Raw genomic sequence first — 16,992 nt, forward strand, 5'->3', positions numbered from 1 at the left:
ACTAAGGAGCCTTAGTGTGTGCGCACCAATGGCGAACAGACGACGGCAGGAGGGGGCGTCGTCGTACCTTTTGGCTGTTCGCTGAAGCGGTGTGCGGCCGTTGTACCGGGCCTGCGGCCAGTGAGGCAGCGTGCGGCCGTTGTGCCGGGGGAGGTGCGGCTGGTTCTTTCAGGCAGCGCCGTGCCCGGCAGGTACTTCCTCTCCGGCCTTCACAGGTCCCGGCGGAGTGCCGTCGCCAAACGGTCTGCCGCCCAGTGATTCCCGCCCATGCGGGGTCAACCAGCCGGACAAATCCGGGCCGGCGGGGACAATCCGGGTGGGGTTAATATCCTCGTGCACCATATAGTAGTGCTGTTTGATCTGCACAAAATCGATGGTGTCCCCGAAGCCCGGCGTCTGGAACAAGTCCCTCGCGTAGCCCCACAGTTCCGGCATTTCGCTGAGCTTGTTGCGGTTGCACTTGAAGTGTCCGTGGTACACCGCGTCGAAGCGTGCCAGTGTGGTGAAGAGGCGGACGTCGGCTTCGGTGATGGAGTCGCCCACCAGGTAACGCTGCCCGCTGAGCCGTTCCTCAAGCCAGTCCAAGGCGTTCCAGAGCCGGGTGTAGGCGGCGTCGTAGGCTTCCTGTGATCCGGCGAAACCGCACCGGTAGACGCCGTTGTTGACCTCGGTGAAGACGCGCTTGTTAACCTGGTCGATCTCCTCGCGCAGGTGTTCCGGGTACAACTGCGGTGCCCCGGGGCGGTGGAATGCGGTCCATTCTGTAGAGAAATCCAGGGTGATCTGGGGGAAATTGTTGGTCACTACTGCCCCGCTGGGGACGTCTACGATTGCGGGAACCGTAATACCGCGCGGGTAGTCCGGGAACCGGCGGAAGAAGGCTTCCTGCAGCCGTTCGATGCCCAGCACGGGATCCTTGCCGTCGGCATCCAGATCAAAAGTCCAAGACCGTGCATCATGGGTGGGACCGGGCTGGCCCAGGCTGATGACGTCCTCCAGGCCAAGGAGCCTGCGGACAATAACGGTCCGGTTGGCCCACGGACATGCCCGGGCAGCGATCAGCCGGTAACGCCCGGCCTCCACCGGCCAGCCGGGCTCGCCCTGCGGTCCTGGTGTGCCGTCGCGGGTGATCCGGTCCTCGATGTAATTGGTGTCCCGGGTGAATTCACTGCCTGTGACGTAGGCGCCCCGGGTGCTGTGCTCTCCGGCCGTGCGGGTTTCCTGGTTCATGGGTTCAGCCTATGTTGCCGGTCCCGCGGACCGCGATCATTGTGGCGGAGCGCCTGTTCCCCAACGCGCTCCACCCCCATGAAAGTTCCCGTAGGTCTCAACATGAAGCGCATCTTCACAGCTTTTGTCATGCTTGTCACATCCTATTGTCATTAACGGTGACAAGTTTCGTAGCTTTGAAGGGTCAGCATTCCCGAGCCCAAGGATCACTCATGCCGCAACCCAATGATTCCGCTACCGTTCCCACCGACTCGCACAGCCCGCCGGGTAAGAACCCGGGAAAAGGTACCTCCAGGCCAAGCTTCCTCAGCAACCTCGGGGCGGACCTTCCCGCCTCCCTTGTAGTTTTCCTCGTCGCACTTCCCCTTTCCCTGGGCATCGCCGCTGCTTCCGGAGCCCCTGTCATGGCCGGGCTCATCGCCGCAGCCGTCGGCGGCATTGTTGCAGGCAGCCTGGGTGGCTCCCCACTGCAGGTGAGTGGCCCCGCCGCCGGCCTGACCGTCGTCGTTGCCGGTCTCGTCGACGAATTCGGCTGGGCGGTAACGTGCGCCATCACGGCCGCTGCCGGCGTCGTGCAATTACTGATGGGTGTCAGCCGCATAGGCCGGGCCGCGCTGGCAGTGTCGCCTGTGGTGGTCAAGGCGATGCTCGCGGGCATCGGTATCACCATCATCCTGCAGCAAATCCACGTGCTGCTCGGCGGCCAGGCTGCTGGGTCCGCCGTCGAAAACCTGACCGCCTTGCCAGCGGCCATTACCAACGTCGAGCTGCACTCGGCGCTGTTGGGCCTGGCCGTGGTGGCGATTCTTCTGGCGTGGAAGTACCTCCCTTCTGCGGTGCGGAAAGTCCCCGGACCGCTGGCCGCCGTCGTCGCGGTAACGGCTGTATCCGTTGCAGTGGCGCCGGGCGTGGAGCGCATCAGTTTCAGCGGCTCCATCTTCGACGCAATCGCCCTGCCAAGCCTGCCCGATGGCAACTGGCGTGCAGCGGGCATGGCCGTCATCACGGTGGCACTCATCGCGAGCATCGAATCGCTCCTGTCAGCGGTCGCCGTCGACAAAATGCACGGCAGCTCGCGCACCAACCTCAACCGTGAACTGGTGGGCCAGGGCTCGGCCAACATGGTATCCGGCATGCTCGGTGGCCTGCCGGTGACCGGCGTGATCGTCCGCAGCGCCACCAATGTTGAAGCGGGTGCCGCCAGCCGAACATCCGCCATCCTCCACGGCGTCTGGGTGCTGGTGTTCTCCGCTCTGTTCGCCGGGCTCATCCAGCTCATTCCCTTATCCGTGCTGGCCGGCCTTCTGCTGGTCATCGGGGCAAAGCTCATCAAGGTTGCCGATATCCGCACCAGCCTCCGCACCGGCGAGCTCCTGGTTTACAGCGTCACCCTGGTGTGCGTGGTGGTCCTGAACCTGCTGGAAGGCGTGATGATTGGCCTGGCGCTCGCGGCCCTCTGCGTGCTGTGGCGCGTGCTCCGGACGCAGATCCACGCGCATGCGCCCGCTGGCCCGGGTCTCCCGTGGCGCGTCACCATCGCCGGATCATGCAGCTTCTTCGCGCTGCCCCGGCTCAACCGCGTCCTCCACTCCGTTCCCGAAGGCCAGGACGCTGTAGTGGAACTCAACGCCGACTACCTTGACCATGCCTTCCGCGAAGCGTTGGTCGCCTGGCAGAAGCAGCACCGCAACACCGGCGCCTCGGTGGTTCTGGAAGAGCACGGAACCACCGCATTCACGGACGCCGAGGACAACACCCCGCAGCGACAGGACCCGCGCGAATTCCCGCTTCCGCCGCGCACGTCCTGGTTACCGTCCAGTGACCGCCCAACAGCGGACGACGACGGCGGGCAGCTGCCACTGCGCTCGATCCTCCTGGGCATCGACAAATACCATCGCCGGCACGCGGACAAGGTCCGCCCCCTGGTACAGGACCTCACCGAAAGCCAGAACCCGGACACGCTGTTCGTGGCCTGCGTCGACTCCCGGGTCAACCCAAACCTCATCACCAGCAGTGGCCCCGGTGATCTCCTGACCCTCAGGAACATCGGCAATGTGGTGTGCAGCGATGGCCGCGATGCGTCGATCGACTCTGCGCTGTCCTTTGCGGTCAAGGCACTGTCCGTGGATTCGATCGTGATCTGTGGCCACTCAAACTGCGGTGCGATGAAGGCCGTGATTGCTGACGCCCAAGGTTCTGCACCCGCCCTTGGTGCCGGCTTCGATTCCTGGCTTGAGCATGCGCGGCCAAGCCACTCCGCTTTGCTGGCAGGCCATCCTGTGGCTTTGGCCGCTGAAGCCCAGGGATACAGCAACCTGGATCAGCTCAGCATGGTGAATGTTGCGCTGCAGCTCCGGAAGCTGGAAGAGCACCCTGTCACGGGACCGGCCCTTGCCTCCGGTCGGGTACAGGCCACCGGTCTGTTCTACGACATCGCCTCGGCACGGGTGGTCCTGGTGACTCCGGAGGGCATCGAGCATTTGGATCCGAGCATGGCGCTTCGCTCCTAGTCCCGCCCGGGCCGCCGCCACCAACTGTGGGTGGCCGCCACCCACTGTGGGCGGCCGTCACCGACTGTGGGCCGCCGCCACCCACTATGGGGGGGACAACAGCCCCGACACTCCTCTTTGACGGCGTGTCGGGGCTGTTTCATTCTTAAAGTGGGTGGTGGAGGCCCGGGACCCACGTGGAGCAACGCGCGGATACCCGGATTCACAACCACGATGTCCGGCAGGCGCGTGCTGAGGTGCGAGGAGGTGGCGGAACATGAATGCCGGGAACAACGCCTTCAGGCGCAGGCTTGAACGCGGTGCCGAACTGCGGGCAGTGCGGTCTTGGGGCGGGAGTGCGGAAGAAGACGCTGAGCTTGAGGCCGCGGACGCCGAAGAGCGGGAAAAGCGCCGCAAAGTGGACGACGCCGCCCGTGTTGAATACCTGATCCGCGATGCCATGAACCAGGGCAAGTTCGACAACCTCAAATACGCCGGAAAACCCATCCCCGGGCTGGGGGAACACTACGACCCCGACTGGTGGGTCAAGGGCCTCATCCAGCGCGAACGCCTCAGCGGCATCGGCCCACCTGCCATCCTGCTCAGAATCGAAGACGCCGACCTCGATGCCAAGCTGGACCAGCAATACACCGATAAACAGGTCAGGGACATCCTTGAGGACTTCAACAAACGCGTGATCGAGGCGCGTCGGCAATTACAAGGCGGCCCACCCGTGATCACCAAACTTCGTGACGTGGACGCAGAGCTGGAACGGTGGCGCAATCGCAGGTCCGCCGCGGCTCCACCTGAGCCAGAAACCGGACCGGTGGCCAAGCGGACGTGGTGGCAGCGGATCTGGAACGGCACGGGATGACAAATTCTGCTGGATCATCGGCCACCTCGTCACCGGAAAACCCCGCCATCCAGAGGGTTGGAATTGCTGGGCGCGCGGATGATCCAGCAGAATTTGGCCGCAACATAACAGCAGCCGACGGTGGGACTATCGATCCACCGTCGGCTGCTCTGGTTTTGGGGTGATGTCAGGCGAAGCTGTCTTCCTTGGCGCTGGACCGGGCTTCCTCGGAAGTGGAAGGGGCAGGCTTCCTGCTGATCAGCGAGGAAAGGTGCGCCTGCTGCTGCCGGAAGTGCCCGTGGGCGGTGAGCCCGAACTCGTAGGCCGACTCCGCATGCTGGGTGAGGTCCACACCAGTGACTTCGTGCTCGTGAGTGACGCGGAAACCGATGGTCTTGTGGATGGCACGGCCTATGACCAGGGTGCCCAGGCCGGACAATGCGATGGTCACCAGCACGGCAACGGTCTGTGCGATGAGCTGCTGCGGGCCTCCACCGTAGAGAAGACCACCGGCAACACCCTCCTGGGGGAACGCGATGAAGCCGAGGGACAGCGTGCCGATGACGCCGGCGCCGAAGTGCACGCCCACCACATCCAGGGAATCGTCGAAACCGAACTTGTACTTGAGGTCCACGAACACTGCGCAGGCAGCGCCGGCAACCAGCCCCAGGCCCAGTGCGGCGAGCGGGGTGATGTTGGCGCAGGACGGAGTGATGGCAACCAGGCCGGCAACCACACCGGACGCTGCACCCAGCGACGTGGGGTGTCCGTGGCGGACCTTCTCCACCACCAGCCAGCTGAGCATGGCCGCTGCGGGAGTAACCAGGGTGTTGACCCAGATGAGGCCGGCCTGCTCAGCCGTTGTGGCGGCGCCACCGTTGAAACCGAACCAACCGAACCACAGGATTGCCGCGCCGATCATGATGAACGGGACATTATGCGGACGGTGGTTGGGGTCCTTGGCGAATCCGTGACGCTTTCCCACGATCAATGCGAGGACAAAAGCGGCGGTTCCGGAACTGACTTCAACCACAGCGCCACCGGCAAAGTCGATGACCTGTCCGAAGATCTCGGTGAGCGCGCCACCGGCACTCATGAGCCCGCCGCCCCAGACCATGTAGGCCAGCGGGCAGTAGACAACGGTGACCCAGATGGGGACGAACACTGCCCAGGCGCCGAACTTGGCGCGGTCGGCGATTGCGCCGCTGATCAGGGCAACGGTGATGATGGCGAACGTTGCCGCGAAGCCTGCCTTGATCAGGTCCGGTGAACCGATGAGATCCTGCAGGCCGAAGTGGGCAAAGGGGTTGCCGAACAGGCCGAGGAAGCCGTCGCCGGTGGTCATCGAGTAGCCCCACAGGACCCACACGACGCCGACGATGCCCGCCGAGATGAAGCTCATCATGATCATGTTGAGCGCAGCCTTGGCGCGGGTCATGCCGCCGTAGAACAGGCCGAGGCCCGGGGTCATGAATAGCACCATTGCCGATGACAACATCAGCCAGACGTGTTGCGCAGAGATCTCCACCTGCGTTCCCTTCTGATCAAGCCTGTCCGAAACGGGCCTGGATATGTCCGGCCCTCGCTAGCCCCCCGATCAATATTCGGTGAGCTATGTTTCCGACTCAGAAGAGCTAAGTTGCAGGAAAGTTACAGAAATCCCTGGTTCGTGAAGATCACGTCACTGGCGTGTTTCGGGAATGTTAACGGCGCTTCTCCCGGGGTCCAGCAGGGTAACCGCCGCGCCTGCTGGCAATGATGATCACCAGCGCGATCGCCGTGGGGATTGCGGCCGCCAGCGGCACCAGTTGTGCCCCGACTGTGGTGAGGGCAAAGGCACCGTACACTGCTCCGACAGCAATGCCCAGCTGGATGGTGACCACCGTGAGGCCATTGGCAGCATCCTTGTGCTCACCTCCGGCACGGAGAATGGCCGCTTGGTTGTAGATCCCCACGGCACCGAACGCGATTCCCCACAGGGTCATCAGCGCGAACGCGCCCACCCACGTGCCGCCCAGCGCGGGCAGCAGGGCAAAGGCAAGCGTCAAGAGCACGACGGCGGCAATCACCGACGCACGTGGACGGGAATCCGCGGTCATGCCCGCAATCCAGATGCCCACCAAGGAAGCGATGCCCACCACCGACAGGGAGATGCTGGTGGCGGATTCCGGCAACCCGGACGCGAGCAGGAACGGCGCTACGTAGGTGAACAGCGTGAAGTGGGCCAGCAGCAACAGCGGCCAGGCAATGGCCACAGCGATCACTCCGGGCAGCTTCATGGCTGCGCGCAGGGATGGAGTCTTCTGGCTGGCATGGTCGTGCGCTCCGGGCAGCAGCCAGAAAGCCAACACAGCCAGCAGCGCACCCACACCGGCAAGGACAAGGAACGATGCACGCCAGGTCATGAGGGAGCCCATCAACGTACCAATGGGCGCTCCCACGGCCAGTGCGATGCTGTTGCCGCTGAACACCACAGCCATGGCTTTGCCCACGGAGTGCGCGGGAACAATGCGTGCCACATAGGGTGCCATGCTGGACCACAACATGCCGTGAGCAATTCCGCCAAGGAGCCTTGCCCCAATCGCCCAGCCCAACGTGGGGCTCAGGGCAAGCAGGACGTTACTGAGGGCAAAGGCGAGCACCGTCGCGATCAGGAGCGTCTTCCGGGGAACCCGTCCGGCCAGGAAGCGGGACAACGGCAGGGCGGTGAAGACGATGATGGCCGCGTAGACCGCCGTCAGCGAACCCACCGCCGACTCTTCAACTCCAAGGTCACGGCTGATTTGTGGGAGCAGCCCCGAGGGCAGGAGCTCGGTGGTCACCGCAGTGAAGCCCGCGGCGGCCAGGACAAGAAGCCCGCCCCACGGGATCTTCTTCGGTTGCTGCGTTTGGGCAGGCGTCGCCTCGGGTGATGGTGTTCCGACGACCAAAGGGTCCGGCTTCAAAGATTGCTCCTCAGGGATGGGTCATGCTCGGGGGGTGCTGTTTAAGGGGGTTCATACAACGCTAAGTGGCCACGGCGGCGGGAGGGAGTCTCTGTCAGAAACCCCCTCCCGCTAGCAACACACTTTGTACGCCAGCCATTCCTCGCGCAGACTGGGCCTGTGAAGCCCTTCCTCTTGCTGGCCACCCGCGCCGAAGACGCCGCAGCCGATGACGAGTACCAGGCCTACCTCCGGTACTGCGGCCTGAAACCGGAGGAGCTGGTCCGTTTGCGGCTGGAATCCGAGCCTCTGCCGCCCCTTGAGCTGTCCGACTACTCCGGCGTGATCGTCGGCGGCAGCCCCTACACCTCCAGCGATCCTGTGGAGGAAAAGAGCGCAGACCAGATCCGCGTTGAGGCGGAACTCTCAGGGCTGCTGGACCGGATCGTGGCTCAGGACTTCCCGTTCCTGGGCGCCTGCTACGGCGTCGGGACCTTGGGCGTGCATCAGGGAGCGGTCATTGACCGCCGTTTTGGTGAGCCCGTGGGGGCAACCGACATCATGTTGACCTCGGACGGGCAGCGCGACCCGTTGCTGCAGGGCGTCCCGCCCACGTTCGAGGCCTTCGTCGGACACAAAGAGGCATGCAGCCAATTGCCCCCGAACGCGGTGCTGTTGGCGAGTTCGGCGGCATGCCCGGTTCACATGTTCCGGATCAAGGAGAACCTGTACGCAACACAGTTCCACCCCGAACTGGATGCCGACGGTCTCATCACGCGCATCAACATCTACAAGAACGCCGGCTACTTCCCTCCGCACACAGCTGACGACCTCATCGAGACCGCCCGTCAATCATCCGTGACGGAGCCCATGCGTGTGCTCAGGAACTTCACGGAACGCTACGCCCGCTAGCCCCCTCGTTGTGGGGCCCGCTTTGCGCGCCAGGCGCTCGAAATAGGGCGCAGAGTGGGCCTGGCATTGTGGGGGTGTGTGTTGTGGGGCCTGGTTTGCGCCCCTGGCGCTCGAAATAGGGCGCAGAGTGGGCCTGGCATTGTGGGGGTGTGTGTTGTGGGGCCTGGTTTGCGCCCCTGGCGCTCGAAATAGGGCGCAGAGTGGGCCTGGCATTGTGGGGGTGTGTGTTGTGGGGCCTGGTTTGCGCCCCTGGCGCTCGAAATAGGGCGCAGAGTGGGCCTGGCAACGTGGGGTGGGTTTGTTGTGGGGCCCGCTTTGCGCGCCAGGCGCTCGAAATAGGGCGCGGAGTGGGCCTGGCATTGTGGGGTGGGTTTGTTGTGGGGCCCGCTTTGCGCCCCCGGCGCTCGAAATAGGGCGCAGAGTGGGCCTGGCATTGTGGGGGTGGGTTTGTTGTGGGGCCTGGTGCGCGGGCCTGGTGCTTGAAATGGGGCGCGGAGTGGGCCTGGCATTGTGGGGTGGGTTTGTTGTGGGGCCTGGTGTGCGCGCCTGGTGCTTGAAATGGGGCGCGGAGTGGGCCTGGCATTGTGGGGGTGGGTTTGTTGTGGGGCCTGGTGTGCGGGCCTGGCGCTTGAATTAGGGCGCGGAGTGGGCCTGGCAACGCGAACGCCCGACGGCGGAAGTCGCCGTCGGGCGTTCGTGCCCGCAAGGTGCGGCTACGTGAGCCGGGCCGCCAGGTCCTCGCCCACCGCGAAGGCACGCGTGATCGCCGAGCCCAGGGTTGCGCCGCCGCCGGGATAGTTGTTGCGGAAGACCCCGGCTGAAACGTTGCCCGCCGCATAGAGTCCCGGAATCACCTGTTGCCGATGGTCCAGCACGCGCCCGTCGAAGTCCGTAGCCAGCCCGCCGGACGTGCCCAGCACCCCGGCATGGATGGGAACGGCGTAGAACGGTGCCGCCATCAGGGGCGCCAGGCAAGGGTTGGGGGTGTTCCCGGCATCGCCCAAGAAGCAGTCCTGCGGAGTGGCACCCCTGCCGAACTCGGTGTCCACGCCCACTGCGGCGTCGGCGTTGAACCGGGCAACCGTGCCAGCGAGTCCGGCCGGATTGATGCCCACTTCCTGGGCCAACAGCTCCAACGTGGGCGCGGACACCATCCACTCGGATGCCAAGCCCGGCGTCGAACCGGCCACCGGGTACTTGCCGAGGTACTTCGCGTCGAACACCAACCACGCAGGATTGTTCTGCTGCCTGCCGGTGTGTGGATTGATGGACGCGAAGACCCTGCTGGCATCGTGATAGTTGAGGGCCTCGTTCACAAAACGGCGCCCGTCGCTGTTCACTGTGATGGACCCAGGAAGCGTCATCTCCACGTTCCCCATACGGCCCGACCGCCGCTCGTCGTACTGATGGGCCGCCGTCGAAATAACGGGGACACCCCACACTGCGGACATGTCCTCCACAGCCGCGCCGGCTGTGAGTCCGAGTTCCAGGCCGTCGCCTTCGTTGGACGGTGCACTGATGGGCGTCACAGGGTGGGGGAGGAAAGCTTTGCGGAGCCGCGGGTTCCATTCGAAGCCGCCGGAGGAAATCACGACGGCGGTCGCGGCCACGTGCGCTCCGGCCGCGGTTCCGCCGAGGGTCAACTGCCATCCAGCATCCGTGCGCCACAATTCCTCCACAGGACTGGCCGCAACGATGTGAACGCCACGGTCCACAGCGCTCGCGAGGAGGCTCCCGACGAGTGCACCACCCATGGTCCGGATACCTGTGGAGGCCCGGCGTTCCAGCAACGATGGGTCGGCAGCGCGACCGTTGAGTTCATCGCGCTCGGTCATGGTGAGCAGCGGGAAATAGGACGATGGCCGGATCAGCTCAGAGAGGCCGGGGTATGCACGCGGATCGAACGCGCTATTGTCCAGACCCCTGCCACCGTTCGCGGCCCCCTTCCATTCCATGTGGTAGTCCGGCCGCGCGATGGGAATCATGGACACCTTGGTGTTCACGTTGAGGAACTCCACGGCCCGCGGCGCTGTGGACACGTACCATTCGATCTCCCCGGCGGTCATCACGTGCCCGGCCGCCTCCGAGAGGTAAGCGACGGCGTCGGCATGGCTGTCCTGGTACCCTGCAGCCTGGGCGAGGTGGTTGTTTGGTGCCCACATGACGCCGCCGCCGGCCGCCGTCGTGCCACCCAGCAGGGCCGCCTTTTCAACAACCAAGACGCTGAGTCCGGCATCAGCTGCGCGGACGGCAGCAACCAGCCCTGCTGCGCCACTGCCCATGATCACGACGTCGTAGCTCGCGTTGAGTTGCTCGGGTGCGGTGAGGATAGGGGTGCTCATGCGGTGGTTCCTGCCGGCATCCCGATGAGGATCTTGCCGATTTTCTCCGTGCGTCCTTGCATCAGACGGAAGGCCTGCTGAAGATCGGCGAAGGCGAAACGGTGGGTCATGAGAGCACGGGCCTGCCCGGGGTGGCGCGCCAGCAATGCGAGGCCGTCCGGGATGAGGTTCAGGCTCATGCGGCTGCCCATGATGTCCAGTTCCTTGTAAGGGATGTCCTTCATGGAAACGTTCGCCTGCCTGGGCGAAATGCCTACTTGGACGATCCTTCCCGCACTGGCCACCAGCCTGATGGCATTCTCCAACGAGGACGGAACGCCCGTGGCCTCGATGACCAGCTGGGGCCCGTAGCCATCGGTGAGTGCAGCCAACCGAGGTCCTTGATGTGTGTCCGGGAAGTCTGTGCCAGGGGTGACCAGCAGGGTCTCAGTGGCGCCGAATTCGACGGCGAGGTCCAAGCGGTGCTGCTCGGTATCGGCGCAGACCACGGTGACTCCGAGTTCTGCCAGATACAGCGTGGCTAACAAACCGATGGGACCGCTGCCCAGCACCAGCGCGGTTTCCCCGGCCTGGGGCCGTCCGCGGTTGACTGCCTGCATGGCGATGGACGCGGGTTCTCCCATGGCAGCGATGTCCAGCGGAAGCTCGTCCGGCACCGGGCAGAGCTTGTCCAGGGGGACGCTGATCAGTTCAGTGAGTGCCCCGTCCGAGTAGCATCCCAGGCAACCCACGTTTTGGCAGACGTTATAGCGGCCCGTCAGGCACGGGCGGCACTTGCCGCAAAAGATGATGGGATTGACTGACACCCGGGAACCGACGCTGAAATGATGGGCATCCTCTGGTGCGAGTGCCTCCACGATGCCGGAAAATTCATGCCCTTGGATGAGCGGCAAATCGGTGGGGTAGTCGTCCTCCCAGATGTGGAGGTCGGTGCCGCAGAGGGTGACGTTGTGGACCCGGACCAGGGCGTGGCCTGGTTGAAGGGTGGGCGCAGGGGAGTCCCGGAATTCAATGGTTTCTTTGGAGACGGTGACAGCGGACAGCATTCCGGGACCTCAGACCTGCGCCGTAGCTTGGCCCGCGGGCTGAGCGTCCTGCACCACAGGCTCGGCACCGAAGAAGATGTTCCACTGGCGCACAGTGCGTTCCTGGATGAGCCCGGCCTCATGGAACGGGTCCTGGTCCATGAGCGCTTCGACGTCGGCCTTGGAATCCCCGGCAATGATCAACAGGGCGCCGGGAGTTTCCTCCGGACCGAAAGGTCCGCTCTTGAGGAGGCGACCGCCGTCGAACTGGGCTTTGAGGAACTCGACATGAGACGGGCGGACCGTGTCCCGCCGCGCGGACGTGGATTCTGAATAGGCGTAGGTAACAGCGAAAGTGGCCATGAGGTTGTCCTCTTCATTGAGTGGGTGGGGCTCTCCTCAATGCTGGGCACGCAATTAGATCTTGTCCAATACTTAGTTGGTCAAAAACTATGTGCCAAATTCACATAATGACTAGATGGCGGGCGTGGGTAGCACTTCTTCGGCCAGCAGCAGTGCTGCCCGGAGCGCCGGGGTCAAAGCTCCCGGGTTCCAAGCCAGTCCGGAGAGCAGCAGGACGTCGTCGCCGTCGAGCGGCAGAAAAACGGTGCCGGCGGGCATGATTCCCTCGATCGATGCCGGCATGAGACTGATCCCCACGCCGCTGGCCACCAAGGAGAGCGCTGTGTACGGGTCGGCTACTTCCTGGCTGATCCTCGGGCGGAAACCGGCGGCAGCACAGGCCGATAGGGTGACTTCCCGCAGGGTGGATCCCTGGGCAGCGGGCATGGTGATGAAGGGGTCCCCGGCAAGCTCGCTGATGTCCACCGAAGACCGGGCCGCAAGCGGGTGATCCGTTGGCAAAGTGACGCCCAAACGTTCGGTCGCGATCCGACGGGTGGCCAAGGACGGGGCGTCCACCGGCAGACCGATGAAGGCAAGGTCCAGTGCGCCGTTGCCCAGTTGCTGAAGAGCTTCCTGGGTCAGTAATCCGCCGTGCAAGCTCACCTCCAGCTGCGGGTACTGCTGGCGTAAAGCGCGGGTCAGCGGTGGGAGCGTGGTGTGGTTCAACGCCCCGGAAAAACCGATGGCGAGCTTGCCATAGACAGTCCCGGAACCAGCACTCACCGCCCTCTGCGCCAGGTCCACTTCTTCAAGGATTCTGCGGGCATGCGGCAGGAGTGAATGGCCTGCCGTGGTGAGGGTGACGGATCTGGTGTTGCGTTCAAAGAGCGCCGCACCCAGGCCCTTTTCGAGCTTCTTGATGGTCTGGCTGAGTGGCGATTGCGCCATCCGGAGCCGCTCCGCTGCACGGCCGAAATGCAATTCCTCGGCCACAGCCAGGAAGGCCTCAATTTGCCGCAGTTCCACGTTGCCTCCCAGATTTTCCGAGTCCAGTGCAAGGCTATATTGGGTTTCACGCCGGGGTGGCCGGGGTGGCCGTGGCGGCCGGGAGGTCCGGGTGGCCGGGGCAAGAGCCGGGGGATCAAAAGGAGGCATCGTGGCAAACTCGGCGTCGGGGGAGTCCGTCATTGAGCGGGTTGTAAAAATCATGGATGCGTTCTCCAAGGGTCAGCCTTGGCTTCCGCTCAAGGAGCTGGTCCGGATGACCGGGATGTCCAGCAGTACCGTGCACCGGCTGGCCATGGACCTGGCGGCCAACGGCCTCCTGGAACGCAACGCGTCGGGTGAATTCGGCGTTGGCATGAAAATGTGGGAGCTGGCCTCTCGAAGCAATCCGCTGGAGGAGTTCAGGCGCCGGGGGCTGCCCTTCCTGGAGGGTGTCCATGCGGCGGTCCGGGAGCATGTGGCTCTGTCAATTCCGGATGTGGAAACCGGCAGCGTGCTGTACCTGGAGCGTCTGGACAGGCACGGAACCGTCATGAACCTGGCCGAGGTAGCCGGCCGCCTGGACATCCACACCACCTCCTCCGGGATGGCCATGATGGCGCACATGCCGGGCTGGGTCCAGGACCGCTTCCTGGCCAGGCAGTTGGAAAAGACCACGCCCGCCGCGGAAACGGATCCCGCGAAGATCCGCAGCCACCTCGCCTTGATCCGCGAGCGTGGCTACGCCCGGCTGGTAGGGGTCCTTGTTGCGGAGAACACGGCCTATTCCGTGCCCGTGTTTGGCCAGGGTCAAGCCGTCATAGGTGCCATTTCCGTCGTCGTGCCTTCTGTGGATGAAGACGCGGGGCTGATTTTGCCCGTGCTGGTGGCCGCAGGCCGCGGCCTCTCACGCACCATGGGAGCTGAACGCCGTCCGTACGGCTCGCGTCCGTGGTTGTCTCCGGCCGGGCCTGCTTAGTCCAATATCCCGTTCAACGGGAAGAGTCCCCTCAGCGTGTGACCTGAGTCCTACAGTCGATCCCAGAGGAACAATCGCCTGTGATCTGGAGCACATATCCCGGAGTCGTTATCAACGGCCACCGGATGGGCTGCACAACAAAGCGGCAGCCGGCGATCCGGGCCTCATCTAATTCTTTGCCGGGCAAGGCACCATGGCGGTGCCCCTTCCCGCGGCACTCAATGAGGAGACAGTATGGGATACGTGCAGCAGCACTCGCCCTCCGACGTCAACAACACGGCAGCGCCGGTTGAACACGTCAAAATGCCGAAGAAGGCGGCACTCGCCTCCTTCCTCGGATCCACCTTGGAGTACTACGACTTCTTCATCTATGGCACGGCCGCAGCGCTGATCTTCCCCAAGATCTTCTTCCCGGGCGGCGACCCCGTGGTAGCGCTGCTTGGAGCCATGGCTACGTTCGGTGTCGGCTACCTCGCCCGGCCTCTGGGTGGGCTCGTGATGAGCCACTACGGCGACAAGATTGGCCGTAAGCAGGCACTGATGGTGACTCTGGTGATCATGGGCGTCGCCTCGATTGGCATCGGTTTCCTCCCCACCTATGGGCAGATTGGCTACTGGGCAACGGCGTTGTTGCTGGTGGGCCGGCTGGCACAGGGATTCTCCGCCGGAGCCGAAGCTGCCGGCGCCTCGACGCTCACCATGGAGCATTCGCCGGAAGGCCGCCGTGCCTTCTTCACCAGCTTCGTCATGACTGGTTACGCCTCGGGAATGGTGCTCTCCACCATCGTCTTTATTCCGTTGGCGGCTCTGCCGGAGGAACAGCTTCTGAGCTGGGGCTGGCGTGTACCGTTCTGGCTCTCGGTAGTGGTCCTCGCCGTGGCTTACTGGATCCGGACCCGCCTGGATGAGCCCCCGGTCTTCGAAGAGATCGTGGAGCACAACAAACCCAAAGCGATCCCCGCCGTCGCAGTGTTGAAGACGCAATGGCGCGACGTCCTGCGTGTTGGCGTGGTGATGCTCTTTTCGGTTATGCAGACCACTTTCACGGTGTACGCCCTGGCCTACGCCACCGGACCGGCCGTGGGCATCGACCGAACCCTCATGCTTACCGTCAACGCTGTGACCATCGGCCTCTCCATGGTGACCATTCCCATCTCCGCAATGATCTCGGACCGCATCGGCCGGAAGAAGGTCCTGCTGGTGGGAGCCCTGGGCTGCGCACTGACCACCGTCGGATACTTCTGGGCCATCAGTGAGCAGAACATCGCCTTGATCTTCCTGTTCGGCTTCCTGAACATGACGGTCTTCTACTCCTGCTGGAACGGTGTGTGGACTGTGTTCTTCCCGGAGATGTTCCCGGCCGCGGTCCGCTACTCCGGGATGGCGATCGGCAGCCAGATCGGCCTGATCCTGGCCGGCTTCGCACCGGCCATCGCAACGCTGCTGGCACAGCCCGGTCCCAACGGCTGGATGCCCGTGGCCGGCTTCACCATCCTCTGCCTGGCGGCTTCTGCGATCGCCATCATGACAGCCCGCGAGACCTACAACGTCCCGCTGGAGGACCTCGGTAAGCCGCGCAGCGCGCAGGTAAACAGCTAAAGCACGACGCCGGGCGGCACCTCCCAGCCGCCCGGCACCTGGCCGGCACCCACTTCGAGCCGCCAGCACCCTGCCGTCCACCAGCCCTCAAGCAAGACCCAGCACTCGAGCAAGACCCAGCAACCAAGCAAGACCCAGCAACCACCCAGTCCGAAAGTTGGATACCCCCATGACTCCCTCAGCTCCGGCAACCCGTATTTTCCGCGTTGGAATCGCGGGCTGCGGCGCCATTTCCCGCAACCACCTGGAGGCTTTCCGGGCCTTGGATAATGTCCGGATCATAGGCGTGTGCGACGTCGACCCGGACAAGGCGCAAGCCACAGCCACGGCTTGGGGAGTGCCGCACGCGGTAACAAGCGTGGAGGAGCTCCTGAACCTGGGCCTGGACATTGTTTCCGTCTGCACTCCGCATCCCACGCACGAGGATGTGGTGCTGAAAGCTGCTGCGGCGGGGGTGAATGTACTCTGCGAGAAGCCCATCGCCACCAGGCTGGAGTCGGCCGAGCGCATGGTGGCGGCCTGCGAGGAGGCCGGGGTGCAGCTGGGGGTACTTTTCCAGCGCCGCTTCTGGCCTGCCTCGCAAAAGATCCGCACCGCCATCGACGACGGCACGCTGGGCAAGGCGATCATGGCCCAGTGTTCGGTGATGCTGCACCGCGCCCCGGACTACTACAACCGGGATGCTTGGCGTGGCACGTGGGAGAGCGACGGCGGAGGGGTCCTGATGTCCCAGGCCGTCCACCAGATAGACCTGCTCCAGTGGTATCTGGGGGACGTCGCCGAGGTCTACGGCAAGGTCCACACCTACCGACACGGCGATTACATAGAAGTAGAGGATTCGGCGACGGCGGTGATCACCTTCGCGTCCGGAGCCATGGCGACGCTGGAGGCCTCCACCGCGGTGTCACCCAACCTCGGGATCCAGCTCCGCATCACCGGCGAAACAGGGGCTTCGGCTTCCCTCACGGAGTTTCCAGAAGGCAGCGACGGCCGGCTGGACCTGTGGGCAGTAGGCGAGCGAATCGTCGTCGAGCCTGTCCACCCGGAAGGCGTGGAACCGAACGTCGATCTGTCCATCATTAACGGCCAGCTGATCCCGTTCCACAAACTGCAGGTGCAGGACTTTGTGCAGGCACTGGAACACGGGACGGAACCGGCCATTACGGGCAAGGATGCCCTCAGATCCCTGCGGATACTGCTCGCCGTCTACGAGTCCTCACGAACCGGGGAACCCGTGCGTTTCGCACCCGTTCAGCCCGCACACGCAGCTATTGCCGAGCTGCGGAGCCGCGAGAAAGTGGCAGGCTAAC

13 protein-coding genes are annotated in these 16,992 nt (G+C 64.1%); 6 read left to right on the forward strand and 7 right to left on the reverse strand.

Going from position 1 to position 16,992, the window contains the following annotated elements:
• Positions 1-168: 168 nt before the first annotated feature.
• Positions 169-1,230 carry a glutathione S-transferase family protein gene (locus BMY91_RS15295; RefSeq protein ID WP_090823367.1) on the reverse strand — a complete coding sequence of 354 codons (1,062 nt, stop codon included), beginning with the start codon at positions 1,228-1,230 and terminating at the stop codon, positions 169-171.
• A gap of 212 nt (positions 1,231-1,442) precedes the next feature.
• On the opposite strand from BMY91_RS15295, the gene BMY91_RS15300 reads away from it, so the two are divergent.
• Complete coding sequence (locus BMY91_RS15300; protein ID WP_090823370.1) at positions 1,443-3,740, forward strand: SulP family inorganic anion transporter; 2,298 nt, start codon at positions 1,443-1,445, stop codon at positions 3,738-3,740.
• A gap of 256 nt (positions 3,741-3,996) precedes the next feature.
• Positions 3,997-4,593: a DnaJ family domain-containing protein gene (locus BMY91_RS15305; RefSeq protein ID WP_090823372.1), complete on the forward strand. Its 597-nt coding sequence runs from the start codon at positions 3,997-3,999 to the stop codon at positions 4,591-4,593.
• A gap of 166 nt (positions 4,594-4,759) precedes the next feature.
• Here the strand turns inward: BMY91_RS15305 and BMY91_RS15310 are convergent, their stop codons facing one another.
• Complete coding sequence (locus tag BMY91_RS15310) at positions 4,760-6,100, reverse strand: ammonium transporter (RefSeq protein ID WP_090823374.1); 1,341 nt, start codon at positions 6,098-6,100, stop codon at positions 4,760-4,762.
• A 175-nt stretch (positions 6,101-6,275) separates the two neighbouring features.
• The gene (locus tag BMY91_RS15315) at positions 6,276-7,502 is read right to left on the reverse strand and encodes an MFS transporter (protein ID WP_090823512.1); all 1,227 of its coding nucleotides are present in this window, start codon (positions 7,500-7,502) and stop codon (positions 6,276-6,278) included.
• Positions 7,503-7,676: 174 nt separating this feature from the next.
• On the opposite strand from BMY91_RS15315, the gene BMY91_RS15320 reads away from it, so the two are divergent.
• Positions 7,677-8,408, forward strand: coding sequence for a glutamine amidotransferase (locus BMY91_RS15320; protein WP_090823376.1), 732 nt, complete (start codon positions 7,677-7,679; stop codon positions 8,406-8,408).
• A gap of 713 nt (positions 8,409-9,121) precedes the next feature.
• On the opposite strand, the gene BMY91_RS15325 is transcribed toward BMY91_RS15320, so the two are convergent.
• The 4 genes from BMY91_RS15325 to BMY91_RS15340 form a co-directional block, all read right to left on the reverse strand.
• Positions 9,122-10,750, reverse strand: coding sequence for an FAD-dependent oxidoreductase (locus tag BMY91_RS15325; RefSeq protein WP_090823379.1), 1,629 nt, complete (start codon positions 10,748-10,750; stop codon positions 9,122-9,124).
• Complete coding sequence (locus BMY91_RS15330) at positions 10,747-11,796, reverse strand: alcohol dehydrogenase catalytic domain-containing protein (RefSeq protein ID WP_090823381.1); 1,050 nt, start codon at positions 11,794-11,796, stop codon at positions 10,747-10,749. The genes BMY91_RS15325 and BMY91_RS15330 overlap by 4 nt, the downstream gene beginning before the upstream one ends.
• A 9-nt stretch (positions 11,797-11,805) precedes the next feature.
• Positions 11,806-12,138, reverse strand: coding sequence for a YciI family protein (locus BMY91_RS15335; protein ID WP_090823383.1), 333 nt, complete (start codon positions 12,136-12,138; stop codon positions 11,806-11,808).
• A 111-nt stretch (positions 12,139-12,249) separates the two neighbouring features.
• Positions 12,250-13,146, reverse strand: a complete 897-nt coding sequence (locus BMY91_RS15340; protein WP_090823385.1) for a LysR family transcriptional regulator — start codon at positions 13,144-13,146, stop codon at positions 12,250-12,252.
• A 130-nt stretch (positions 13,147-13,276) separates the two neighbouring features.
• On the opposite strand from BMY91_RS15340, the gene BMY91_RS15345 reads away from it, so the two are divergent.
• From BMY91_RS15345 to BMY91_RS15355, 3 genes are all read left to right on the forward strand, one after another.
• A complete protein-coding gene (locus tag BMY91_RS15345) occupies positions 13,277-14,083 on the forward strand; it encodes an IclR family transcriptional regulator (protein WP_090823387.1) in 807 nt (268 codons plus the stop codon).
• 234 nt (positions 14,084-14,317) lie between these two features.
• Positions 14,318-15,682: an MFS transporter gene (locus BMY91_RS15350; protein ID WP_090823389.1), complete on the forward strand. Its 1,365-nt coding sequence runs from the start codon at positions 14,318-14,320 to the stop codon at positions 15,680-15,682.
• A gap of 169 nt (positions 15,683-15,851) precedes the next feature.
• Positions 15,852-16,991: a Gfo/Idh/MocA family protein gene (locus BMY91_RS15355; protein WP_090823391.1), complete on the forward strand. Its 1,140-nt coding sequence runs from the start codon at positions 15,852-15,854 to the stop codon at positions 16,989-16,991.
• Position 16,992 lies beyond the last annotated feature (1 nt).

The organism is Arthrobacter sp. yr096, assembly GCF_900108925.1.
Lineage (GTDB): Bacteria > Actinomycetota > Actinomycetes > Actinomycetales > Micrococcaceae > Arthrobacter.

Coding starts and splice junctions, on each gene's coding strand:
- BMY91_RS15325 (WP_090823379.1), bottom strand. CDS start 10,750: ATGAGCACCCCTATCCTCACCGCACCCGAGCAACTCAACGCGAGCTAC.
- BMY91_RS15300 (WP_090823370.1), top strand. CDS start 1,443: ATGCCGCAACCCAATGATTCCGCTACCGTTCCCACCGACTCGCACAGC.
- BMY91_RS15355 (WP_090823391.1), top strand. CDS start 15,852: ATGACTCCCTCAGCTCCGGCAACCCGTATTTTCCGCGTTGGAATCGCG.
- BMY91_RS15295 (WP_090823367.1), bottom strand. CDS start 1,230: ATGAACCAGGAAACCCGCACGGCCGGAGAGCACAGCACCCGGGGCGCC.
- BMY91_RS15305 (WP_090823372.1), top strand. CDS start 3,997: ATGAATGCCGGGAACAACGCCTTCAGGCGCAGGCTTGAACGCGGTGCC.
- BMY91_RS15350 (WP_090823389.1), top strand. CDS start 14,318: ATGGGATACGTGCAGCAGCACTCGCCCTCCGACGTCAACAACACGGCA.
- BMY91_RS15330 (WP_090823381.1), bottom strand. CDS start 11,796: ATGCTGTCCGCTGTCACCGTCTCCAAAGAAACCATTGAATTCCGGGAC.
- BMY91_RS15335 (WP_090823383.1), bottom strand. CDS start 12,138: ATGGCCACTTTCGCTGTTACCTACGCCTATTCAGAATCCACGTCCGCG.